Below are 25,776 nucleotides of genomic sequence, written 5' to 3' on the forward strand. Positions count from 1 at the left end.
AAGCCGACAATAACTGGTATTTCAGGTTTTCGCTGCCGGATACCATCGGCCGAAGCAAATCGTTATCAGCCCCTGGAGCCCTACTCCTTCCTGCGTGCTGCTGCCACAGCGAGATTCAGGTTGATATGCGCATTCATTCCCAGCATAACATGTTGAACAGTTATCAGTGGCTTGTCCACCTGATCAAAGGCATAGGCCCAGGCGGCGCTTATCTCTTAGTTTTTTTTTAGGCGCTGTAGGCATCCAGATATAATTGGGCAAATACCACGTCAAATTTTTCCAGGTGTTTGTTATCGTCAAAAGGACCCAAAGCAATTTCGCAAGCGATCTCAAAGGTAGTACGCTGGTAGACATAAGCAAACAAGCTTATCATGCTGTTGTTATCGATACTCTCCTCTATGATACGATTAAGCTCCTTAAGGAAACCCTGAATGGTAGTGGTTTTATCAATTTTGATGACCGAACCTTTCTAACTCAAATCACAAGTCAACCATTCGTTTTTAGCGGCTAGTCCGATCTTTTGGGTTGGCGGATAAGCTAAAAAAAAAGCCAAACCATCATGGAAACAGCATACCAAATGTGCTGGGGTTTGCCTTGCAATCCGAAGGTTTGCGAAGGGGTTGACCTTAGAGTTAAAGCAATTTACTCATAAATTCAAAGTTCGAGAGACGGTTAAAATTCCTGTCAAGATTTTAATGCTGCAAAATAAACTAATGGCCTTCCATTGGTTTTATAGGCAGGCATTCCATAAGCATAATCTTCAGTTATTTCGCTGTCTGCATTTATCACCTATGTTCTAATTTTGTTTAGAATTTCCTGAACATCTTTTGGGAAGGAGCCTATGTTCTTGTCTACTTCATTCATAGGGTTAAATTTTTTTTAATAGTCATTGTTGTGATTTATTCTTTTTATTGTAAAAATAGCCTATAAGAAAAAAAGTAAGCGTAAGAGCAAAAGATATACCTGTAAAATAAATAAGCCCCATCTTTTGTATAATAAGTGGAGAAAGCCCTGTAATTAAACCACCTCCGACAAAAGGTTCAAATAAAAGCTGTTTTAATGCAAATGCTTCTTTACCGTTACTTTTATTGTTTTTGTCTACAATAGATTGAAACATTAAGCCAATAGATGTGGTCCCCATCGACTGCCCATAATCAGCGATGCCCCTTTCGAACGCGTAATTTGGAATAAGAATTCTATATGTTAATAGAAAGCAAGATATATTCCATAAAAAACCGGCAACCAGCAAAACAAAGACTAAAATAATGTTATCCTTTATAACGGTTAAGTTTATGGTCCCAATGGCCATAATGATGACAGCATCCAGAGAAAAGGTTTGAATTTGCTTCACAGTTCTTCTATTAACTATATCAATCGAAATAAATCTATTAATTAGGACTTGTAGAATGGCCCCTCCAAGTAAGGCCAACGGAAAAAATGGGATGTACTGTACAAATTCGGTTTTATATAAAAACTTTAATAATACCGTACTTTCGATATAGTAAAGGGAGTCCAATAACAACTGACCCAATACTATGGCGATTCCGATGATAGCCAGTTGTATAATGAAAGTGTTTTGAAACCTGCTAATTTTTATTACTTCTTTATTACTTTCCTGCTGTTCAAGATGGATTATTTTATCTTGATTTTTAAAATTAATTAAAAAAATACCGCTTAAGATTCCGGTTAACATAGCCAACGGTGCAAGAGCTACTGTTATAGACTTTGCGTCAGTTAGACCAATAGACCTAAATGTCTCATCCATTCCTACGGCAACTCCCACGCCTCCTTGAAAACTTATCTCAATAAAACTAGCAACACTTGGGTCCAGGTCAAAAATGGGAATCAATACAAAAAATGTGAGTAAACCTCCTATTAAATACTGCCCCCAAGCGAGCGTCTGTCCTAATGAAGCTTGTGGGATTGCCAACCTCATTGAAGTTTTAAAATTGGGGATTTTTCTTCCCAGAAAAATGCATGCAAAGACTATATTGACAAAAAACAATGCCAACTCATTCCATGAGTCTTGTATGTCCTGAGAGATAAAATTTAAATCGAGAGTTCGCCCAAAAACCTGAGGACCAGCGAGAAGAGCGATTAACCCTCCCAAGAAGGCCCTTGGGATGTGATATTTTTTTAGAATTGGAACAAAACTTAAAATGAATTCTGCTAATAGTGCAAAAACCGTTGCGAGAAATAAAGCTTTAAAATAAATTGGGATGGATTCATGCATAAAAACATTTATTTGTATGTCATACTTAACAAAATAATTGTTTTAATTAAAGCTCTTTACTGATTCAATTATTTAGCATGTTTCAATTGGTTTATTTCAAGGCAAATGCTGCGCTTTCTTTTCAACCAAATGGATCAAAATGATTTTGAATAAACGACAAAAGGCACTTTAATAGGCTCTAAGGTACGAAATGTTTCTCTGTATACTGCAAAGCTTCGACCAGACTGAGATAAAACCAATTTTATGTAAATTTTGTTTTTAAATATTTACCCAGATTTTTATTTTTTAAAAAGTACTTTGTTTTGTGTTTTGTACGGTTTTAATATTTATAATTATTAAGGTCTTTGTTGATCAGGTATTGGACAGGTTTGTAAAAATCTGGCAATAAGGTTAAGTTGGCGCGAGGTTAGGTCTTCAGGCATATTCTGACAGAATAGAAAAAAGCCGTAAGGGTTTCCCATAATCTAATGGTCCCGACAAAAAAACTGGTACAGTTATAAAATGAAATAAGTGCTCAATAATACTTAAACGTGTGGACCGATTTCGGGTTAGAAAGAAAGTTTCCAATTATCAAAAACGAAATGAATAGTAAGCTAAAAACCTTTTAGAAACAAGCGCAGACTTTACCGATTTAATAGTAAACCTTTTTTAGAAATGCAACACAGACAAGAGTATGATAAAAAAGCGATGGGCCTATGGACAGCCACCTCGATCGGAGTAGGTGCAATGATCGGAGCCGGGATTTTTGCCCTCATGGGCATTGCCGTTCAAATTGCTGGAAAATTTGCCTATCTCTCATTTATAGTAGCCGGAATAATTGCTGCCTTAACCAGCTATTCGGTGTCCAGACTTGCCGTAAAATTTCCCAGTAAAGGCGGGCCCGTTGAATATTTAAACAAGGCCTATGGTAAAGGTACATTTGCAGGAGGATTGAATATCGCGATGTGGTTAGGTTACCTGATTGTAACCTCTCTCTATGCCAAAGCCTTTGGCGAATACGGAACTGCGCTTTTAGGAATGGAGAATAGTTCATTCCTGTTACCCATTTTGAGTAGTTTCATTGTGATTTTTTTTGTTTTTATAAATTTTATAGGTGCCTCATTGGTAGGTAAATCGGAATTAGTTACCGTATTGGTCAAAACCGGGGTTCTCCTGTTGTTTTGTGCAGTTGGCTTAACTACAGTTCAGACCGAAGAGCTGATGGCAGCAACATCATTTCGTTTTTCAGATGTCGTGTTCGCCAGTGGAGTAATTTTCATGTCCTACGAGGGTTTCGGCCTTGTGGCAAATACAGCTGAAGATTTAAGAAAACCATCTAAGAATCTCCCAATAGCGCTGTTTTTAAGTGTTGGCATTGTCATGCTTATTTATATTTTGGCCACAGTGGTTGTGGTGGGCAACCTTTCTCTACCTGAAATAGTAAACGCTAAAGAATACGTGCTGGCAGAGGCTGCCAGGCCTTTGTTGGGGAGTTTAGGGTTTGAGATAATGGCTATTGCGGCTTTATTTTCGACTGCATCGGCCATAAATGCCACTATCTATGGTCCAGTGAACATGGTCCAGGAGACGTCTAAGGCCAAACAGTTACCATATTTCTTTACGAAAGATCTTTTTGGACACCAGTCCGGTATAGCACTATTGATAACAGGAGGAATTGTACTGCTGATCACTAATACGTTAAATTTAGAATCGATTGCAGAGGTAGGGAGCTTGGTGTTTTTGATGATTTATACCGCTGTGAATATGGCCAATTTTAAACTGCGACATCAAACCAAAAGTAAAATTTGGCCGGTAATGCTGGGAATTTCAGGTACTACCTTTGCTTTTGGTGCGCTTTTTTATTACCAATGGCAAAAAGACAGCCTCTCTATATCTGTTTTTCTTGGCTTAATTCTGCTCTGTTTTATGTATGAGTGGGTTTTTCAGCAGAAGAAAGGATTAAGGTGAGTAATAAAAGGGGCCGTTTCCAGATAGGGAAAAGATGATGCCAGCCGTTGATCACCTAGTCGGAGGCTTTTTGCTATTAGGCGAATCTTCTGAACTTACTTAGGGTCTGCTTAGAAAATAAAAAAGTGACGTTATAAGGATATTTAGCGGTTTTTTTCACAATTTAATGGTGGACAAGTGCAAGCAACTATGCGAAAGACCACTAAAAGGCGTGCACCACGCAGCGAATATACCAGCCCAAGTCAGCTTTCCTTTTCGGGATTTGAGACACCTTCCTGACTGCCGCAGGCGGGTTTACAACCAACTGGATCCATCCAACTGCTGGGTGGTGCTCAGTAACCAAATTCCTTGGGATGTCCTGGTTAACATGTACAACAAACGAAACCCACCTTAAAGCAACCGGCAGGCCTGCCCTTAATCCAAGAGTCTTGATCGGAGCAGTGATTATGAAGCATATGCTCAATCTGGATGACCGGGAAACCATTGCCCAGATTACCGAAAACAGGTACCTTCTGTACTTTCTCGGGTACAGTTCCTATAACAAACAACCTCCTTTCGATGCTGCACTTTTCGTAGATATCAGGAAGCGACTGGGGCAAGAGCTGATTGCGGAAATGAACCAAAAGATCCATGGATTCTACCTGGAAAGAACGGCTGTGAAAAAGGATAAAAGCCGTAAAGACGATGATGAGCCTCCGTCGGGAACAGATGGAAACAAAGGGGAGGTGATCTACGATGCCAGCGTCTGTCCCCAGGACATCGCCTATCCCACAGATCTGGGACTGCTCAACAAATCCAGGGAGATCACAGAGGAAATCATCGATGAGCTTCATGCGGCAGACCGATCAGGAAAGAAGCCCCGGACTTACAGGGAAATAGCGCGAAAAAACTATCTGAAGGTGGCGCAGAATAAAAACCCCTCAAAAAAAGTAATCCGCAAAGGCATCAAATCCCAGCTTCAATACCTGAGACGAAACTTCAGAACCATTGAAAAAATGCTGGACAGCTTTGAGGTTTTTCCCCTGAGCCACAAGTTACAGCGCAAATACTGGATCATTCAGACTGATTATGAACAGCAGCTCAAGATGTGGGTATGCCGCGGCCATCAGGTGGACGACCGCATCGTAAGTATCCACGAACCCCATGTACGGCCCATAGTACGTGGGAAAGCAAGAGCAAAGACCGAGTGCGGAGCCAAGATACATATGAGTATGGTAGACGGTTTTGCGTTTCTGGACACACTGTCCTGGGATGCCTTCAATGAGGGTAGCCATCTTAAAGATTATGTAGAAGAGTACCGGAGCCGGTTTGGGTTTTATCCGGAAAAGGTGCTGGCGGACAAACTGTACTGCACCAGGGAAAACCGGAAATGGCTGAAGGAAAAGAACATCAAACTGGCGGCCAAGCCCCTGGGAAGGCCCTCGGCCAAGGCAATGGAAAAACACGTAAGACCCGGGGAAAGGAATCCGATAGAGGGCAAGTTTGGACAGGCCAAAAACGGATACGGTATGAACCGAATCCGGGCACGGCTCAAAAACACCAGCCAATCATGGATCGCCTCCATCATCCTAGTGCTCAACCTGGTCAAATTGGCCGGGATGGCACTCCCGTGCCTGAGTTTTTCAGCGTGGAGAAAGCTGAAATACATCATCAAGAGCATCACAATCCAGATTATAGAAAACCTGAAAGCACAAAACAAGCCCAGAGAGCTCTCTGGGTTGGTTATATGAACTTGTCTTTTTTGAGTTTTTCAGCAGACCCTATCGTATTGATAAAATGGGGTTTTTTGAGGACTAATAGCTTATCTCTACCCGAAACCCTTGCGATGTTTCGGAATTGTCGGCCTGTTTACTGTCTGCATTTCCTACAAACAGGTATTGCGCATTTGTTGGGACCACTATTTCCATACGTTCCTCGTCAATTCTAAAATCTTCCTCAATGTCCGTAATGTGGTTATTTTCGAAGGTGTTGTCAGTGACTCTATTTTCTCCGGCATCAATGGCATCCACCACCCGACTTCGCTCAGAGATACCTAATAGTTGCATGGAACTGGAAAAAACCCCGATAGCATCGTTTCTCCTTGCACCCGAAGGGCTATTGATGAATTCGCCCAGGGTCCGCATTCGTAAACGGGTACCGGGAGCAATACCAATTGCTTCCAGTTCAATGATCAGTGGGTCGGATGGGGTGTCTGAACTGTCCGACCGCAGAAAAGTGGCGGTAGCAGGAACCTGAAAAACTTCGCTTCTTAATTCAGGTTCCTCCTGGCAAGCCGTAAAGATTAAAATTAACATCGCTACCAAAATAATGGTCCTTACGTTACCGGGTTCGATTTTTTTTCTTCTCATTATTCCTGTGGTTTCTTTATTTCCTATTAAATATCGTATGGATTATTAAAATGTCATCGTGAAGTGTAAAATTATTTTTCACCGAATTCACTAAAATTGATTTTCCGGATAAACCATAACCCCTTGCCGGTTGGCCCGATATTCCCAGCCGAAACGATCCGTTCATTTTAAATTTTATATTTCCATAATTGACTAACCGAAAGCATTCTGCAAGCGCAGGTTAGTGGCCGGGTAAAATGTCCCAGCTGATCGGGCATTACCGACCTGAATTCATTTTTGCTTGCAGAATCCATCTCCTGAACTCATTTAGTCCAAAAATCAGATCGTTGGATCAAGGGTTTTTTGCCTTAAGTTGAGACAAATAGACACCCATAAATACTACTGCAAGTCCGACCATATCCATGGGTTGGATTTTATCTCCAAAAGCAAGCCAGGCCATAAACATGGTTACGGGAGGCCCCAGGTAAAACAAACTGGCCACCCGGGTAGCTTCAATTCGTTCGATTAACAGCCATAACAATACATAGGCTCCCAGTGAAACAGCAAGCGTTAGCCAGATCATGGCGTAGATGAATTCGGCCTCCCATTGGGTAGCTAATTTTTCAATAAAAATAGCGGGTAACACCAAGGCCAAAGTGGTTGCCAGGCTTTGATAGAACAAGGCGAGGTCTACTGGTAATTTTTTACTTCTTTTTTCTACTTCCATCCGTCGCTGTATCAGACTTGCCCCAGTCATGCCAATAACAGATCCCAACGGAATAAGGTATCCAAAAATGGATGAATAGCTCCCAAAATCAATTCGGAAAGCCACGGTGATAACAACGCCCAAAAAGCCCAATACCAGTCCTAACCATTGATACCAATTTGCTTGTTCCCCGCCAACAACCACTCCGGAAAGTGCACCAGTAGCCAAAGGCTGTAATGCCACTATTAATGCTACAATACCCGCCGGAACCTGGTAATCCAGTGCTAGCAAAACACAAGTAAGCCACAGGCCGTGAGCCAAAATACCAATCAGCATATGGGGAGCTGCCAGGTTCCAACTTACCCATCGAAAACGCTGTCTTAGCAGCAAGTATAAAACGATTACCAACGTTAGCGCCAGGTACCGCCAAAAAACCAAGGTGAAAGGTCCGGTGTAGGGAAGCCCATAAACGGCACCGATAAATCCCGAATTCCATAGGAGAACAAATCCCGTGATTAGTATAAGCGTGGTTCTTTTCATCAAAGCCGACACCGTATAAGCAACATTATTTTTATTTTGGGTTTTCTTTTACATCAGTCCGGTTGTCAATTAGGGTTTTTAGGACGGACAAGCATCGATAATAAAAGATAAATTCGTTTTTAATTAAGAGGCTGGTTCGATTGTAAATGAATGATGTTCATGTTCCCTCGCCCGGTATTGCTGGGAATAAGTTAACAATTCCATTCAAAAAACAAAGCGAACCGATTTCATGTAGGTAGGAAACGACCAGGATACCATCGTAGACCAAATTGAATGGTACCCGAAAGGTATTTTTCTTGTTTTCGCACGAAAATGGCTTTTCTTGTCCAAACGGCATCGCACTCTCTCGGGAAAGGACCCATGGATGTGCCTCATTTCCATTTTTGTCTAGCGTAGTGGTTTACTTTTTCGGTAACAATCTCCATTTGGGATAAGATACCATATTTTTTGGCTAAGATGTAGCATAGGTTTCGCCATACAGAATTCTAAATTAGCCTATCCTTTCACATCTAATCAACGCTTATGAAAAATGTTACCCTACATCCCCTATTTCACAGGACTTTCCTTTGCATAGGGGCAATGCTGCTTTTGGGGCTGTTGGCCTCTGAGGCATTCGCACAGACCCGGGTCAGTGGTACGGTTCGCAACGAGTCCAGAGAGCCCTTACCTGGAGTCAGTATATTAGTGGTGGGCACCTCCATTGGAACCGTTACGGATATTGAAGGCCAATATGCCCTTTCCGTTCCCGAGGGCTCTCAACGGCTTTCCTTTTCCTTTATCGGTTTTGAATCCCAGACTATGGATCTTAATGGCCGTAGCAACCTGGATGTGGTGATGCAGGAAGATTCGCAGGACCTGGGTGAAGTGGTGGTCACCGCCTTTGGTGTACAGCGGGAGCGAAAAGAACTGGGCTACACCGTGCAGGCACTGAAGCCGGAAGACCTGACCACGGCCAATGACTTTAACCTGGTCAATTCCCTGAGCGGAAAAATCGCCGGCGTGCAGGTAACCAACAGTGGTTCCCAGGTAGGCGCGTCTTCCCGAATCGTAATTCGGGGAAATGCTTCCTTCTCCGGAAACCAGCCCTTGTTTGTCGTAGACGGAATTCCCATCGATAATTCCAGCAGCAATCTGGGAGGAGCCGGTGGACTGGATTATGGCAACACGGCCGCAGATATCGACCCGGAGAACATTGCCTCCCTGACCGTACTGAAAGGGGCCAATGCAGCCGCCCTGTATGGCAACCGGGCTACCCATGGGGTAATTTTGATTGAAACCAAAAAAGGAAAGCAAGGAAAAGCCGGATTGGGCGTGGAGTTCAATACCTCCATGGTTTTTGACGTACCCAGTTTTTTTATGGATTTTCAGAACGAATACGGCCCCGGTCAGCGGGGTGGCGAATACGACTGGCAACAGTACCTGGAAAATAACCCTGGATCCAACCTGAGTTACAACGAATACGCCAAGCAAAACAGTTACAATTATGTCGATGGCATCGGGGGAGGTGTCAATGAAAATGCCACTTCTTGGGGACCGCGATACGATGCCGGCTTGCTTTTGGACCAATGGGTAAAGGGACCCGATAGTCCCTGGGAATCCATCCCAAATAATATACAAGACCATTATTTTCAGACCGGAAAGAACTTTATCAATCAGGTGGCGGTGACGGCCAGGGGAGAGGATGCCTATGGTAGGGTGGCCTTTTCCAACCGGCAAATGAACGGGACCTTTTTCAATACCGATCAGACGGTCAATACCTTCAATGCCAGCCTGACACTCCTGCCCACCGACAAGTTGAAAGTGAGTACCGATTTTAACTATGTCAATCGATACAGTGATAATATCCCGGTGGTTTCTTACGGGTCCATGACAAAACTGGCCTGGGGGGCTTTTAGAAACATTCCCCTAAACGAGGTCAAGAAGGTTTATGAGGAGCATGGAAACGAAATGGGAAGCGGCTATAATAGGAATGCCAATAATTTCTACTATGACCTGGAAAACACCAACAGCATGGACCGGAAGCGGTTTTTTGGTAACGTTAATCTGGATTACCAGCTCAACGACTGGCTTTCCGCCAATATGGTCACTGGTTTGGATTACTATAATGAGGAAAGGGAATCCATCACCCTTTCCCGCACCCGGGCCAATATCAACAATGACCGAGGAGGGCAGTTTTCGCTTACCAATCTGAGCCGGCAGGAGTTTAACAGCGATATCCGACTGAATATCAACAAGCAATTCATGAATGATTTTTCCCTGGTGGCATTGGTTGGAGGAAATTTCCGGCAAAATAGGTCTGATTTCTTGTCTCTGAGTGCCCCGGACCTCGCGGTTCCGGACCTGTTTAATATTTCCAATGTCAGAGGAACCCCCGGTACCGGGATGTCTGAAAGCCAGCGCGAAACCTACAGTGTGTATTCTTCCGCGACACTGGGGTACAAAGGATACCTGTTTCTGGGTGCTACCGGCAGAAACGACTGGAGTTCCACCTTACCGGAGGAAAATCGCTCGTACTTCTATCCTTCGGTAAACATGGCCCTTACGCTTTCCGAAGCCTTGGATTTGAATTCAACTACTTTAAGCCACGCCCAGGTTCGGGCCAGTTTGGCACAGGTAGGTTCGGATACGGATCCCTACCAACTCATGGGAACCTATGGGACGACTACTTTTAATAATATTTCCCTATTTACGCCCACGGCAGTAAAGCCGCCAACCAATCTATTGCCGGAGATGACCACTTCCTTTGAAGTGGGTGCCGATCTGAGGTTTTTCTCGGACCGCCTATCCCTGGACGCAACCTATTACCGGCAGGTGACGGAAAACATGATTTTGCAGGTACCGACAGCTCGGTCTACCGGCTATGCCTCACAGTTGATCAATGCTGCGGAGATCGAAAACAAGGGAATCGAACTGATCTTACGGGGCAGCCTGATGCGGCGTGGAGACTTTTCCTGGGATGCTACGATTAACTGGGCCAAGAATACCAGTACGGTGGTTTCGCTGTATGAAGGATTGGAGAACATTACCATCAGTTCCGGATTTGGTGGCGTACGCCTGGTGGGTACTCCCGAGCAGCCCTGGGGTGATCTCAGCGGATTGCCATACGTGCGGGATGACGCAGGCAATATCATGATCAACCCCAACGGGACACCGATGACTACCAATCAGCAGGTAATCCTGGGAAATGTAACCCCGGACTGGATTGGAGGCATTCAGAATACGTTCCGATACCGTAATTTTACCTTTGGGGGTTTGCTTGATTTCCGCATGGGTGGAGATTTCTTTAGTACCACTTACTGGCATTCCTATCCCACCGGAGCCTTTGAAAACAGCGTGCAAAATGACGTGAGAGCAGAAGGTATTGTAGTAGAAGGGGTTCAGGGAGATGGGTCTCCAAACGACATACGGATCTCGGCGCAGGATTATTACAACGGATCCTGGGTATGGAACAACCACGAGTATTCGATCATTGATGGTTCTTTCGTAAAACTTCGGGAACTAACCTTTGGATACCGGTTCAACATCTGGAAATTACAAAATGTTACGTTCTCTGTTTTTGGTCGGAATCTAGCCATCCTTCACCGCAGCGCGAAGGCAAAGGAACTGGGACTTGATCCCGAATCTGCTTCCCAAATGGGGGGCGGAGAAGCCGGTACCGGATTTGAAAACTTCATGCCGCCGACCAACCGATCCTATGGATTTAACCTTCGGATAGCCCTTTAATGGTACATCCTACAAATGTTACTTCGCTAAAACATGCTAAAAATGAAACATACAATCACATATAAATTCTTCGGGCTGCTGGCAGCTTCCGCAGTGCTTTTTGCCTCCTGTACGGAAGAATGGAACGAAATGAATACCAACCCAAACCAGCCCTCTGAAGTCCCGGCCAGCAATGTATTGGGAGCTGGCCTGACGGTGGTGGCTGGTCAGTTATTCGGGGAGCGTATAGGGATCTACTATGCCGGGACATGGTCAGGACAGCTAGCCGCGATAGGAGCCGGAGATTACGAATTCCGCGTAGATATCAATAACGGTCAATGGGACAACCTGTACAGGGGCATGGCTTATTTTGTGGATGCTGCTGAAATCGCCCGGGAAGAGGGTAACCAAAACCTGGAAGCCGTTGCCCAGATTATGAAAGCTTATACGGCCCATCAGGTAACGGATATGTGGGGAGATATCCCCTACACGCAAGCCTTCTTATTAGATGAGGAGGGAATCTTAAGCCCGGAATTCGATTCTCAGGCAGCGGTATACGAGCGGATTTTGTCGGAATTGGAGGAAGCCAACACCATGCTTGATCCTAATGGTGGAGCGTTGGGAGTGGGAGATTTCATTTATGATGGCGATATCCAAAATTGGAAAAAGTTTGCCAATTCCATTCGGTTGCGAGTGGCCATGCGCATGTCTTCTGTAGCACTGCAGGAAGCGGCCCCGGTGTTGAGTCAGATCATTGGAAATCCCGCAACCTATCCCGTGTTTGAGGATCATTCGGACAATGCTTATATGGATTGGCCTGGAATCGGTGCGAATATCGAACCCTGGCGACAGCGGCTGGGAGCACCAACCAATAAAACGGACCAATACCGGACGAACCATGAATTGATCCAAACCTTGAAAGACCTGGATGACCCCCGTTTGCCAGTATATGCGGACGAGAATGAAAACGGAGTCTACAACGGATACAGAATGGGGATCGGACAGACCAGTGATCCCATGAATACCCAGGCCAATGTTTCCCATATCGGAGACCGTTTTGGGTACGATGACATGGGTTTTTCTCCCTTCATGAATGCCGCTCAGGTTTGGTTTATCAAAGCCGAAGCGTTCGAACGAAACCTGGTTTCGGGAGGAAATAGCCAGGAAGCCTATGAAATGGGGATTACCGTCTCCCTGGAAGAAAATGGGATTTCTCAGGAAATGATAACCGAGTACCTCCAAAGCCCCGGAGTTGCCTGGGATTCCGGTGCTACCACTAATCTGGAAAAGATCCGGCTGCAGAATTGGATCGCCTTGTTTAAGCAGAGTGTAGAGGCCTGGGCAGAGGTGCGCCGGACCGATGTACCGATGCTGGATGACGTTTCCAACGATTACGCTGCCAACCACAACCGGCCTCCCTTTCGCATGTCCTATCCAGCCAATGAAATTGCACACAATCAACGTTTTCCATCTGATATAGTGGAGGAAGATATTTTCTATGGCATTCAGGTTTGGTGGGATACCCGGACTGGGGTTGAATAGGGTGCCTTGGATAATTAAGAACGACATAAAATTCAAACGCCAAAATGGTTGAATCAACGGTATTATCCCATGATTTAGAATTAAAAGTACTATGCATATACGAATTTTAGTAAGTGGATTGTTATTGGGAATAAGTGGCCTCGTAATCCATGCTTCTGACCCTGACAAAGGCAAGTCCCCACCTGCATCAGAGCTCTCTCAGCAAGCGAATGGACTGCATGGTTATATCGGTTACAGTTCACCGAAGCGGCCGGAGGGGTTCGGAGCGGGAATCGGATTTTATACAGCGGTCTGGCCACTGGTGGAACAGCCGCTAGCCGGTTTTCAGATTGGATTGCCGGGAAACTGGATCATTCCGGATAATCCGGACAACAAAGACATGGCCTGCTGTCCGGAAGGAACCATTGCGCGGACCTGGGAACCCCGGGGGCCGACCTGGGCCAGCGTGTTTCAGACCCAGGAAGGTGGGTTGGGCTATTGGAGGGGAAACCGCTACCATTATGGCCCGCCCAAATTCAGTATGAACGGGGTGCCGAATTGCTACAATTCGGAAATTGCCTCTCCGGGCTGGCCGTTCTTTTACCGGGCAGAAGCCTTGCCGGAGGACGAGTTGGGAATTGCCCAGCTAAGCAACCGGATAGTGGTACCACCGGATGGAATAACCTTTGTAGAGGATCTGGAGGGCAAATTTCTAGGTTACACTCACATGATGCTTCCCCTGACCGAAAAAAGGGAGGGGCCACCGCCCACCGGGGATCAAAGCTGGACCTTGTTTCTCAATGCAGCCAATTTTAAGGGACCCGTGGCCTACTACATTCCGGAAATGTGGAGCCGGTTATCAAAAGAATACCCTGCCATTGAGGGGATGGGGCTGGATGCCCGCCCAGGAACCATGGGCGGGGGAGGTGCCATGGAAATCAATACCGTGCCTTCCTTTGAAATGAAAACAGAGCAGGGAGAGTTGTTCATCAAAATCCCGCAATTGCAATTTCCAGTAGATGAAAAGGGCCGCTCTGTTTTGGTTCAGGACGTGACCTATTATTCGAAAGATGCCTTATTTAACCCGGTAAAAGCATGGAAGAATGGTGGAGAACCGGTGTCCGGGGCATTTAGCGAAGCCCATTCCTGGAAGCCGTCCATCAGTCCCCGAAAAATCTCATTGGATCAGGGAGCCCGGTTAAATGCTGGAGGAACCCGTTTGGGAGGGCTGGATAGCGTGGTGGAAACCATCGTCAACGAATCCAATGCGTTTGGTTTGCAATGGCAGGAAAATCCTTATGGGTCCAGGGGCTTATTTCCCCAATATTTCAAGCAGGTAGGAGAGGAGCGCATCCCGGTTTCAGAAGAAGAGGTTCCGGCGGAACTAAAAGGCAGCTCCTTTGCCTTGGCAGGGACGGAGAAAGCGTACGTCAATTGGAGGGATGGAAACGAGATCGTTCCTGGAAATTTTGTCATTGATAAAAGCCTTCCTTATTCCACTCCGGAATCAGGCGCCTGGACTCGTCCGGGACCCGCTTCCAAGGCCTATACCATCGACCTGAAAGACGGCTCTACCGTAACCTACAAATGGTATCGCTTTATCGATCAACCTTCCTTTCAGCAATTTGACTGGAGCCAGGCCGAAAAAGAAGCCTTACAGCAGTTGGTAGAAAAGATCCACCAAAGCTGGACCATTGACAAAAACTACATGGCACCTCCCACAACGGGGGAACTGGTGCAAATTGATCCTGCCCTAATCCTGACACCTCCTCCAGGAATGGAAGTAGGCTACGTACCCATTGTGGTCCGGCAGGAAAGAAAGGTGCAGGCTGCTGAAGATCCGATGATGCTTCCATTAGCTGATCTATAGTAAGGTCCAATAGTTGAGTACTACCTGTTTGCTGATAAGTTGCTTAATCACCTCTCTTATCAGTGACTACGATCACCAACAAAAACCCAAAAGATGCAGGTAGCTTTTGGGTTTTGTTAAAAAAAATCAGGTAGCAACCCGTGCATTTTGTTACCAACTAACTTGAAGATGAGGCATATTTTACGTTTTACTACATATTGGACCCTCGGGCTGATCATTTTTTGGAGTTTTTCTCCTTTGAATTCGGTAGCCGAAAACCAGGATCCGCCTCGCCCCAATATCATTATTTTCCTTACAGATGATTTAGGATACGGTGATCTGGGTTGTTACGGGCATCCCCTTATCAAAACACCGCATCTCGACCGATTTGCCAGCGAAGGGGTTCGAATGACCGATATGCATTCAGCGGCGGCCGTTTGTTCTCCCTCCAGAGCGGCCATACTTACTGGAAGAAACGGGTACCGGAGTGGCTTTTACAATATCGCCGGTTTCTTTGGAACCACACTGGATAAAAATGAAATCACCCTTCCTCAATTGCTTCAGGAAGAAGGGTATGAAACGGCCTTTTTTGGAAAATGGCACCTTTCTAAGTTAGAGTCTCCCCATGAAGTCTCGGTAAACGAAATGGGTTTTGACTACTCCCTGGCCACCTCGGTCAATGCCTTCGGTACCGGACCCAAAAATCCGGATAAATTTCTTAGAAACGGAGTCCCCGAAGGTCCGATGGAAGGCTGGTATGTAGACATTGTTTCCCGGGAGGCAGCCGATTGGATTGCCGAAAAACGTGATACGGAAAAACCGTTTTTTCTCATTATCTCCACCAACGAGCCGCATACTCCTATCGATCCTCCAACAGATTTTGCCGAACAATACGACACAGGGGAAGTTGGGGAGACGATCCAACAGGTTTCCTACGGCGGAGTGAACCGGCCGGAAAGGGATATATCCCAGTATGCTAATGAATATTACGGGACCGTATCGCAGGTAGACGATTCCTTTGGTTCCTTTATGCAATTTATAGACGATCAGGGATTAAGGGATGCCACCTTGGTTATCTTTACCAGTGACAATGGTCCGGAATACCCGGTGACCCTGGAAGAATCGAATGGGGAATGGGAAGACCCGATTCGGGATAAATGCTTTGGTACACCCGGCAACCTGCGGGGAATGAAGCGGTATCCCTACGAAGGAGGCCATCGCGTTCCCGGGTTGATTCGTTGGCCAGGGCACATTCCTGCCGGCACCATCAGCGATCAACTCTTTAACGGTACGGATTTTCTTCCCACCCTATGCAAACTAGCGGGAGCTTCCATTCCGGTGGATAGGGCCATTGACGGCACGGATGCGTTCAATGCTTTTCTGGGCAAGCAATACCAAAGAGAAGTCTTACCTATCTGGTTTTTTCTGTTAAATTCCTCCCACATGCCGGGCATGGCTCAAATGGCCATGCGCCATAAGGACTATGTACTCGTGGGAAGGTTGGGCCCCAAGCGGGAAAATTTCAATGGAATCTCAAACGACGGTACCTTTCCAGCCGTTGATTGGCTAAAAACAGCCATTCCGGATTCTTTTGAACTGTACAATGTCAAAAAAGATCCGGGTCAAACCACGGATATTTCCCGGCAGGAATACACAACCTTCCTGGAATTAATTCCCAAAATGCAGCAACTCTGGCTGGATATCCGGGATGAAGGCCCCTGGTGGGGAAGAATCCCCGATTAAACCAGTCGAAATAGTTTTTTTATTAATCCTATTTGATTTATATTTTCAAAATAGAATACTTGTAAAATAACATGACGTTGAAATTTTATCCCTGGCAAACGATTTTAATCCTGTTAATTTTCGTTGCCTGCCAAAGCAAATCTGAAAAGCACTCCCAGAATGAATCCGTTGCTTCTGGTTTTATTCTTCAGGAATCCGAGCTTCCCGAATACGAAAAAAACATTGACCATAGGGGGCTGCTGGAGGCCTTGGGAGACAGGCATGGAGAATCCATGCGAACCGGTGAACATATCTATACCAATACCTGTATCACCTGCCATGGAAATCCGGAACAAGAGGGTTCCCTGCCCACCGCTTTTAAATTTTGGACGGACACCTTTAAGGTGGGTCAAGATCCCTATGCTATTTATCAAACCCTGACCCGTGGGCATGGTGCCATGCCGCCTCAGGTAAATCTGACTCCGGTGGAGAAGTACGATGTGATCCATTACATCCGGGAGACTTTTATCTCAAAGGAAAATCCGACGCAGTATTTTGATTTAAATGAAGAATACCTGGCGAGTTTGCCAGCCGGTACCAGCGAGGGACCTGCTCCCAGGGAATACAAGCCCTGGGCGGAGATGGATTACGGTAATTTTTTAATTAATACCTATGAGCTGGTCGATGCGGACGCTCCTCCCCGGGAAAGGTCCACCGGACCCGTTCAGCCTCTTCCGGATGAAGACTTTGGAGATGCCAATTTTGCTTACAAGGGAATTGCAGTAAGATTGGACCCCGGTGCCGGGGGAGTGGCTGCCGGGAAGGCCTGGATGATGTTCGACCATGATCTGATGCGTATAGCCGGGGCCTGGACCGGAGAGGGATTTATCGACTGGGAAGCCATTTTATTTAACGAAAAACACAACATCTCGCCCAGAACCATCGGTGAACTTCACTTTGAAAATGAGACGGGTCCAGGCTGGGCACACCCTCAGACGGGAACCTTTGAGGATCCACGGTTTCAAGCGAGGGATGGAAGAAGGTTTGGTCCCCTTCCCCGGGATTGGGCTCATTATAAGGGGCTTTATCCGTTTGAGGACCGGTTAATCCTATCGTATACGGTAGGTGAAGCCGAAATTTTGGAAACGTTTGGCTTGGATTCCCTGGGAGACCAGCCTGTTTTTACCCGCACCTTAAATACCACGGTTTCGGATGGCCTGCTTAAAATGCGGGTGGCTCCGGTCGGAACATCGGTGGCCCTGACCGGGACAGGGGCCGAACTGGAAGTAGAAGACGACTTCCTGGTGGTCAACTTTACCGGCAAGGGGCCGGGTAAGATCAAGTTATTTCTGGCAGCTCCGGGAGTCAAGGGCCTGGATGCCCATGCAAAGGCGGCTGCTCCTGCCGAATCCCTTGTAGGTTTTACCAAGGGAGGACCTGCCCGGTACCCAAAAACCCTGGAGACGGCCATTTTGCCTGGACAGCAGGAGGGGGCCTTCCAGGTTGATGTCCTGAATCCTCCCTTTAACAGCCCCTGGAAAAATCAGCTGCGATTAAGTGGGTTGGATTTTTTCGAGGACCGAAACAAGGCCGTGATTTGTGCTACGGACGGAGACGTATGGCTGGTAGAAGGATTTACAGAAAATGAAGAAAAGCTGACCTGGCAGCGGATCGCTTCCGGATTATTTCAGCCCCTCGGAATAAAGGTAATCGACGAGGAAATTTTCGTCACCTGCCGGGACCAAATCGTCCGCTTGCATGATCTCAATGGGGATCGGGAAGCGGATTTCTATGAGAGTTTCAATAACGATCATCAGGTAACCGATCATTTCCATGAGTTTGCCATGGGCTTGCAAGCCGATGCGGAGGGAAACCTTTATTATGCCAAAAGTGCCCGGCATGCCCGGGAAGCCTTGGTCCCCCAACATGGAACCTTATTAAAAGTCAGTTCCGATGGGCAACAGACGGATATTGTTGCCACCGGTTTTCGGGCGGCCAACGGTGTATGCCTCAACCCGGACGGGACCTTTATTGTGACAGACCAGGAAGGGCATTGGAATCCCATGAACCGGATCAATTGGGTAGAAGAGGGAGGTTTTTATGGCAACATGTTTGGCTTTGACCCACCGGCAGATAGCACCGATTCCGGCATGGAGCAGCCCCTGGTTTGGGTGGAAAGAGAGCGGGATCGTTCTCCTTCCGAACTGCTATGGGTGGACAGTGAAAAATGGGGTCCGTTAAACGGGAAACTTCTGAATTTTTCCTATGGGTATGGGAAAGTATACCTGGTACCCTTCGAAAAAATTGACGGGCAGGTTCAGGGAGGTATCGTGGAACTGCCTTTACCTCGCTTTGCCACAGGCGTGATGCGTGGAAGATTTAATCCGGAAGATGGTCATTTGTACCTTTGTGGCCTTTCCGCCTGGGGTTCTACCCAACCCCAACTGGGAGGACTATACCGGATACGAATGACCGATTCCCCGGTAAATTTACCGGTTGGCATTCAGGCCCAGAAAGACGGGGTATTGCTAACCTTTACGGAGAAGCTGGATGAAAGCAGCGTAAACGAGCTGTCGAATTACACGGTTGCCACCTGGGATTTATTACGGTCCAGAAAGTACGGTTCCAAGCATTACAACGAGAAAGAATTGGCAGTTTCCGCTGTTGAGCTGGGGCCGGATAAAAAATCGCTCAAGCTAAAACTACCCGAGATCGAACCGACCTGGGTGATGGAAATCCAATACCGATTGGAAAGTGAGCAAGGCGAAACAGTCGAGGGCCTGATCCAGAATACCATTCACCAGTTAGGCGGAGTGACTTCTTTATAGTTTGGGTTTGATGTAGGTATTCACCGTTAAAAACCTATCCGACCATCCAAACAAAACAAAAAGAAAGGAGGCAAGAGGAATTTCCTATCGTAGATCACATTATGTTTAGCGTGTTATCAACCAGACTTGCTCAAAACCAATCCCCAAATCAGGGATAGTATGTTCTCTTAAACGTTTTGATTTTATCAAAAGGGAGTTTTATTCGTTATGCCTGCCTGGCGTGAATATACTAGAAGTACTTAAACCGTTTTATAACCTTATTTCTTTTAGCAAACCTTCCAAATCCAGTCTTCGGGTATACATTTCAAGGGAGCCATCGGGTTTTTTAGGCCATTGCTCTCTGGGCCGGTCCCAGTACAATTCCACTCCATTGTTGTCCGGATCGTTCAGGTAAAGTGCTTCGGATACACCATGGTCTGCGGCACCGGTCAAGGGATACCCGGCTTGCAGGATTCGGTCAAGAATGGCAGCCAGGTCTTTTCGGGTTGGGTACAGAATGGCTGTGTGGAATAGTCCGGCGTTGTTTTTAGGAGCTGGAGGAGCATCTTTGCTAAACCAGGTATTCAATCCGATATGATGGTGGTAACCTCCAGCAGAGATGAATGCAGCGTCCTCCCCATAGGTGGTGGTCAGTTCGAATCCCAACATCCCGCAATAGAAGTCCAGCGCGCGCTGTAAATCCGCCACTTTCAGGTGCACGTGCCCGATGCCGGTACCGGCTGGGATTTTATAGGTATTTTTGTTTTCTGAAGGCAATCTTCTTTTTTTAAATTAAATGGTTGTAGCTCAAATTGGTGAATGGAAACACATCCTCTGACTTTTTCCGTTAATAAAAAAGCATTTTCAGTCACTTTTTATCCACTCCTTCGGTTCAATCAATATTTTCCTGTTTCTCTGACTCGCTTTTTCTCCAAACCTTTTCTAGTTCATGAAATCTGAAAAATCGTATCCGGCCTTTTTGTCCACAAGTAACAATAGAAAATCACTTCCCCAACCACTGGCCCATGGCGTGAAAGTCCGAGACTCGTTGGTCCCCACATCGCCAATTTTCAGGACCATACCATTTCTGGGATTAAACCAATAGGCATCGGCTCTTTCCGTATTAAGTCGGGTTAAATCAAGGGTTAGCGGCGTTCCGGTAGGTGTATAGACAAGTATTAGGTCAGCCTTTTCTGTTCTGGAGGCCAGCATGTGGGACTCGTTTTTTGGATTATCCCCCAAGATCAGGCTTTGATCTAGTTGCAACTGCTGCCAGGGAAGCGCTGAAAGGATTTTTTTAAGGTAGCCCATCTGGGAGGAGCCGGGCAGGTCCAGGGCCACTTGCCAACCCGTACGGGCATTGATAATTGGCGCCCTGCCGCTTTCGTACATTTGCCAGACATCATTGCAACCGTAGGTGTAGCCGGCAGCTCCCGAAAGCATGCTCCAATAACCCGCAACCCGGACATCGGCATCATCCAGCCAGCCGTAGTCTTTATTTTCCCAGAACCGATCCCGGATATTTTCGTACCGGGGCTCCCCGTTGATCACTGGCCGGGCGGGGACGGCGCTTCGCGCATCCAGTACGTATTGATAATCCGTTGCCAGCCGGCTGTGACCGCTCTGAAACATATCCAGGCTCAGCCAACTATCCTCCCTAAAATAATCCGTTGCCTTTTTCGCTCCCACGGGATGAAACGTCAATAAATGCTTCTTGTCAATGGCCCGGATTCCTTTAGCCATAGAGCGGATAATTTCATAATGGGTTTCGTTTTCTATGGGTCGGTCCCCGCCGAGAATCCAGACCAGATTGCTGTGGGGTTGATAGCGTTTGGCCAATAGTTCGCCGTAGGTTTCTGCATTATCCGGAGTGAAAATTTCCGGGCCAACACCCCATTTTTTGTTAAACTTATCTCCCCAGGTAGGCAAGAGTCCAACGTACATGCCCAGTTCAGCGGCTCTCTCCACCACGAAATCCACCAGGTCAAAATAGGCTTCGTTAAGCTTCTCCGGATTGTTGTCGATCAATGGGGTGTCTCCCAGAGCATTCGGTGTGTTCAACCCATCCAGTTCTGCCAGGATGACGGTTTGAATAAGTGTAAAGCCCTTGTTGGCACGGTCCTGCAGATAGTGGTCGATTTCTGTTTTGTCCAGTCGGTGAATCAATTCCCAGGCCGTGTCTCCTAGCCAAAAAAACGGTTGGTTGTCCGCTGTTACGAGGTAGCGATTATCGGGGGAGACCTTTAAAAGCGGGAGCTCTTGTCCCTTGGTGAAAAGCGCTAGAAATAGTAGGGCTAATAGCAAGGATAGTTTTTTCATTTGTTTTTTTAAGGTTTATTTCGGTTTTTGATGGCCGGAGAATGGAAATGGCGTGCAATTTACATACTGGCAGGCAGTAAGAAAATAAATATCGTTTAAACAAGAATTAATTGCAACGGAGTGTGGGAAAAGCTCATGGATGACAAGAATATCTACGTTTTTGTACGTTAGGGATGAAAATCCAAAACCTGCTAATGTGAATGAGACGATCAACGCGATCAAATGAATTGGCACATTTATTCACTATTCTCCAATGCTCTTTTTGCAGCGTTGTCAAGACTGTCCTTTGCTTCCCGGAAGGCCTCATCTAAACGCTCCTCGATAAGCTCTTCAAGTATGCTCCCTTCCATTTCGTTTAACACTGATTTTATAGAGCCTAAAAGGTATTTGAATGCCGGTAGGCCCTTTGAAATTGGAATGGGAGTGGTTGAAATGTATTCAAGCATACTTCTCAAAGCGGCGATGCCAACCACATTGTCTTGCATTGCAACTGCTTCCTTAATTTTACTTGCTAGTTCTTCCTTGCTACCATCAACGATCCCTGCTTCCAGTATATCATCTATTCGACGTAAATTTAAGATGTGTAGGTTTCCATCGGGCAATCCTTGCTTCTTGGCTTCATTGAAATAGTCTCTAGTTGTTGCCCTTATTTTTTGCGCAATTTTTTTTAGTTCAACTTTGTCTAGTTGATCTATCAAGTCATCAAAATCAGTTCTAAGAAATTTTGAAGGATGGTAATGATAAATTTGGGAACCATTGGAAATAGTCAATACCGTGAGGAAGCACCAAAAAACCAATGTCATTCTAAGGATTGAGTTCGGTACCTTTATTTTTTCAGTAACCATGGCTGCTGGTATTTATTTAACACACATATTGTCAATATTTTACATATTAATTAAAATAAAAAATCTAGTTAAAACAAATTGAATGAGCAATGGTTCTCGTGTTTGTGATTCACTTTTATGAAGAAATAAAAGAGTATTTAAAAAGACTCATTTTTTTTATTAAGATCCCAATTGAATAGTTCAATGATAAAAAAGTTGGTGTTTCCCTTTCTTTCATTTGAAAACAAATGTTCTTAAGCGGCCATAAATCTGTCCCGGACGTCGGGAGATTCTCGTGCCTGCCAGCGGGCAGGTGTTAAAAATTATTTCCACCGTTGACGATTGCGCCACGGTCGTTTTAATTCCTGTGTTTACCCTGATACCTTAAAGTCGAAAACATCAATTTAGTCCATTTCAATGATTTGCAAGTTTTCCACCAGGCGATTCTTTAACGTTTCATAAGGCAGATCTTGAACGGTGCGCTGTTTCTCCAGGCACAGGTCCGCCGCAATACCGACAGCCTCACCCAACAGCATAAAGGTCCATTCCAGCCGGATGGCTCCATAGGCAATATGGCTGGCGGACAGGCAGGTGGGGGTCAGTAAATTGCTGCATTCGGATTCCCGGGGGACGAGGCTGCGGTAAGGAATGGGAAAGGGTTTCCAATTATCCCCTCCAAAGACAAAGCCTTCGTTGTAAGCTTTTCCATCACGGACAATGCGCCGCACATGATGCACATCCGGTGGCCAAAAGGCAATGGCTACCGGATCCTCAATAAAGATGGAAGTGTCGTTTCGGGTATGATGTTCTGTAATCACATAGTCCGACTGCATTCTTCTTCCATCCCGAATATAGAGCATTCGCGGCCAGCCCTGATTATCGGTAAACTCGTCTTTGGTCGTGCCCCATTGGCTCCATGCCTGCCGGACGGTTTCGGGCACCTCCGGGTCGTTGGCCAAAAACCAGAAGAGGCCACGGGTAAAGTCCAGGTGGTATTGGTAAATCTCCTGCCGTTTCTTGTAATCCCCTTCCGGGTATTCGTGGTTCATCCCGTAGAGGTTGTGCGAGAGGTCGTGCCAGGCACCCAGGTCGGTTTTGTTATTAGGTATGGAATAGGAGGGTTTGTACAAGGTACCGCCTGCTTCCAGGTAGCGCAGATAAATTTCGTACCAGTCACGGTTGTAATTTTCAGGTTTTTCGAAAGGTACTTTATTAGCCGGATCCTTGGTCAGGCAGGCCCGGAAGCAATAGGCCTGAATACGCCGATCCCCGGTACCGGCTTCTCCCAGGGTGTCTTCCTGAATGGTATGAATTAGCCCGCTTTCGGGATTGCCGGGCTCCAAATAGGGGTCCACCGTAACTTCAAAATTCCGGTAGGTATTGGTTTCGCGGATGCCGTTTTTGGTTTCCCCATACCGGCTGTTTGGTTCCCTTCCGACAATGGTTGAAATGCCCGCATAATGCAGGAGGTCGCCCTCGTAGGAAGCGTCGATAAAGAGGGAAGCCAGGAAGGTTTTTCCGTTGCCGGTCTCAAAGGATATGATTTTCCCATGTTCTTTTTTTACGGCATCCGATGCCAGGCGTAGTGGGGATTCCGTGTAGACGGGGATTTCCAGCTCTGCCAGCCAGCGATCAAAGATCCCCTTAGCGACATGGGGTTCAAATCGCCAGGTGCTGGCATGAGCTCTTGCTGAATCGAAGTCGGTAATCCCGTAATAACCAGCGACCTCTTTGTAAAAATTCAGGGTAAGCCCGCCGATCACAGCATCGTTTTTGAAGCCTGCATGATTGTTGATATCCGATCCGCCTAGGCCTTCAATGCTCATGCCACCTACGTATTTATCCGGACTGACGATCACCACTTCCCTTCCGCGCTTTTTTAACTGTATGGCAGCCAAAATAGAAGCACTGGAATTACCATAGATGCAAACATCCGATTGGATGGTAGGCTCCGGCTGCCGGCAGGCAATAAAGATAACTAAAACCAAAAGCAGGCAACTTGCCTTTTTCAAAAAAACAACTTTGACTATGGGTATCATATGCAGGAGTGGTTTGCAAACAAGTTACATAATATATCGATCTCTTCCAGAAGCTGCAAGCCGGTAAAGGTAACCAGTTCTAAAAAAACAGCCGGAATTTTCTATTTTGCCACCTAGGATCCCATATAGCTATTTTTGTTCAATAGCTTCCTGATTCAGGTAAAGTAGGTGGTTTATAGCATCATGTATTTTAATACGATTCCAATAGCTAACCAAAAGTAGCAGGCTAATGCTATCCACTTTAACACTTTTTACAGTAGTGGCGTTTTTTTAGTTACCAGTCAACTGTTTTTCATCGGTTCGTGTGGTACTTAGCCAAGGTATCCCAACCGCTTCCTTTTACCTTATCACTAATACAAGTTTTTTTCCTTAAAAGATGGATATAAGGTAAGAATTGGACCGTTCCAATGAATGATAGCAAGGCCCACAATCGGTTAATGCACGGACAAGCCTGGCGAATTCCAAAACGATGGCTAATCGGTAAGGGCTCAACAGGAATGGCGAATACCAAGGAGAGATTATGTATTAAAAGTCACCGTGCTATTTTACAGAAATCCCTAGCTTTGTCAAAAATCGAGGTCTATGAACTGGAAAAAAGAAGTTAAGAGTTGGGGGATTATGTTGGGAATTTTTGCGGTGCTGTATTTTACCGGGCTGGTGACACCCATTATAGGGGGCATTCAGTCACTGGTCCTGTCCACCGGCCTGATCAAACCCAAAGTGCTTTTGGAAGATAAATCCAGTGAGGCTTTTGATTTTAGCGGACAGTTTTTGGATACGGAAGGAGACCGGGTAGGCCTCTCCCAATATCGTGGTAAAACGCTTTTTATCAATCTTTGGGCTACCTGGTGCCCTCCCTGTAGGGCAGAAATGCCCCACATTTCCAGCTTATACGAAAAGGTGCAGGGGAACGACTCCATTGAATTTCTAATGATAGCATTGGATGAAGATTTTAGTAAAAGCATTCAATTTGTGGAAGACAAAGGGTTTTCTTTTCCAATCGTACACGCTGCTTATGGATTAAATCCTTCCTTGCAAAGCCAGGCCATCCCTACCACACTGGTGGTCAATCCCGAAGGAGAAATCGTCTTTTATCAGGAAGGCATGAGTAATTTTGACAATCAGGAGTTTCAGGATTTTCTGCTGGGCTTATAAGAGTAATTAACGGACAAATTAAACAGCTGTGTAACCATCTGTAACGGCAAAGCGAGAACGTTCCATGAAGTAATTTCTAATGGTT

General features: G+C 46.0%; 17 protein-coding genes. 8 read left to right on the top strand and 9 right to left on the bottom strand.

Annotated elements, in window-relative coordinates:
- Nucleotides 1–80 precede the first annotated feature (80 nt).
- The 3 genes from GJQ68_RS23705 to GJQ68_RS17245 all read right to left on the bottom strand — a co-directional run bounded on the left by GJQ68_RS23705 (nt 81) and on the right by GJQ68_RS17245 (nt 2,233).
- The gene (locus GJQ68_RS23705) at nt 81–212 is read right to left on the bottom strand and encodes a DUF5995 family protein (RefSeq protein WP_394351324.1); all 132 of its coding nucleotides are present in this window, start codon (nt 210–212) and stop codon (nt 81–83) included.
- Nucleotides 213–226: 14 nt separating this feature from the next.
- Entirely contained in the window at nt 227–457 is a 231-nt protein-coding gene (locus GJQ68_RS23555; protein WP_317174452.1) for a DUF5995 family protein, read from the bottom strand.
- Between the two features lie 429 nt (nt 458–886).
- The gene (locus GJQ68_RS17245; protein WP_162340212.1) at nt 887–2,233 is read right to left on the bottom strand and encodes a sodium/glutamate symporter; all 1,347 of its coding nucleotides are present in this window, start codon (nt 2,231–2,233) and stop codon (nt 887–889) included.
- A gap of 654 nt (nt 2,234–2,887) precedes the next feature.
- On the opposite strand from GJQ68_RS17245, the gene GJQ68_RS17250 reads away from it, so the two are divergent.
- Together GJQ68_RS17250 and GJQ68_RS17255 are read left to right on the top strand one after the other, a co-directional pair.
- Entirely contained in the window at nt 2,888–4,180 is a 1,293-nt protein-coding gene (locus GJQ68_RS17250; RefSeq protein ID WP_162418542.1) for an APC family permease, read from the top strand.
- Between the two features lie 353 nt (nt 4,181–4,533).
- A complete protein-coding gene (locus tag GJQ68_RS17255) occupies nt 4,534–5,910 on the top strand; it encodes an IS5 family transposase (RefSeq protein WP_235941686.1) in 1,377 nt (458 codons plus the stop codon).
- Between the two features lie 63 nt (nt 5,911–5,973).
- On the opposite strand, the gene GJQ68_RS17260 is transcribed toward GJQ68_RS17255, so the two are convergent.
- On the bottom strand, nt 5,974–6,528 hold the full coding sequence (locus GJQ68_RS17260; RefSeq protein ID WP_162418543.1) for a hypothetical protein: 555 nt from the start codon (nt 6,526–6,528) through the stop codon (nt 5,974–5,976).
- A gap of 331 nt (nt 6,529–6,859) precedes the next feature.
- A complete protein-coding gene (locus tag GJQ68_RS17265; protein WP_162418544.1) occupies nt 6,860–7,753 on the bottom strand; it encodes a DMT family transporter in 894 nt (297 codons plus the stop codon).
- A 522-nt stretch (nt 7,754–8,275) separates the two neighbouring features.
- Here GJQ68_RS17265 and GJQ68_RS17270 point away from each other — a divergent pair.
- The 5 genes from GJQ68_RS17270 (at nt 8,276) to GJQ68_RS17290 (ending at nt 19,375) form a co-directional block, all read left to right on the top strand.
- Nucleotides 8,276–11,476 (top strand): SusC/RagA family TonB-linked outer membrane protein, encoded by a 3,201-nt coding sequence (locus GJQ68_RS17270; RefSeq protein WP_162418545.1) that lies wholly within the window; start codon nt 8,276–8,278, stop codon nt 11,474–11,476.
- Nucleotides 11,477–11,518: 42 nt separating this feature from the next.
- Nucleotides 11,519–12,997, top strand: coding sequence for a SusD/RagB family nutrient-binding outer membrane lipoprotein (locus GJQ68_RS17275; protein ID WP_162418546.1), 1,479 nt, complete (start codon nt 11,519–11,521; stop codon nt 12,995–12,997).
- A gap of 91 nt (nt 12,998–13,088) precedes the next feature.
- The gene (locus GJQ68_RS17280) at nt 13,089–14,846 is read left to right on the top strand and encodes a hypothetical protein (protein WP_235941687.1); all 1,758 of its coding nucleotides are present in this window, start codon (nt 13,089–13,091) and stop codon (nt 14,844–14,846) included.
- 168 nt (nt 14,847–15,014) lie between these two features.
- Entirely contained in the window at nt 15,015–16,568 is a 1,554-nt protein-coding gene (locus tag GJQ68_RS17285; protein WP_162418547.1) for a sulfatase family protein, read from the top strand.
- 71 nt (nt 16,569–16,639) lie between these two features.
- Nucleotides 16,640–19,375 carry a DUF6797 domain-containing protein gene (locus GJQ68_RS17290; protein WP_162418548.1) on the top strand — a complete coding sequence of 912 codons (2,736 nt, stop codon included), beginning with the start codon at nt 16,640–16,642 and terminating at the stop codon, nt 19,373–19,375.
- 249 nt (nt 19,376–19,624) lie between these two features.
- Here GJQ68_RS17290 and GJQ68_RS17295 read toward each other — a convergent pair whose 3' ends face one another.
- The 4 genes from GJQ68_RS17295 to GJQ68_RS17310 form a co-directional block, all read right to left on the bottom strand.
- The gene (locus GJQ68_RS17295; RefSeq protein WP_162418549.1) at nt 19,625–20,131 is read right to left on the bottom strand and encodes a VOC family protein; all 507 of its coding nucleotides are present in this window, start codon (nt 20,129–20,131) and stop codon (nt 19,625–19,627) included.
- Nucleotides 20,132–20,296: 165 nt separating this feature from the next.
- Entirely contained in the window at nt 20,297–21,673 is a 1,377-nt protein-coding gene (locus GJQ68_RS17300) for a glycoside hydrolase family 140 protein (RefSeq protein ID WP_162418550.1), read from the bottom strand.
- 236 nt (nt 21,674–21,909) lie between these two features.
- Nucleotides 21,910–22,518: a hypothetical protein gene (locus tag GJQ68_RS17305; protein WP_162418551.1), complete on the bottom strand. Its 609-nt coding sequence runs from the start codon at nt 22,516–22,518 to the stop codon at nt 21,910–21,912.
- A gap of 383 nt (nt 22,519–22,901) precedes the next feature.
- Nucleotides 22,902–24,536, bottom strand: coding sequence for an FAD-dependent oxidoreductase (locus GJQ68_RS17310; protein ID WP_162418552.1), 1,635 nt, complete (start codon nt 24,534–24,536; stop codon nt 22,902–22,904).
- Nucleotides 24,537–25,118: 582 nt separating this feature from the next.
- Here GJQ68_RS17310 and GJQ68_RS17315 point away from each other — a divergent pair.
- A complete protein-coding gene (locus GJQ68_RS17315; protein ID WP_162418553.1) occupies nt 25,119–25,691 on the top strand; it encodes a TlpA family protein disulfide reductase in 573 nt (190 codons plus the stop codon).
- The last annotated feature ends 85 nt before the right edge of the window (nt 25,692–25,776 follow it).

It is taken from the genome of Cyclobacterium roseum, assembly GCF_010119225.1.
GTDB lineage: Bacteria > Bacteroidota > Bacteroidia > Cytophagales > Cyclobacteriaceae > Cyclobacterium > Cyclobacterium roseum.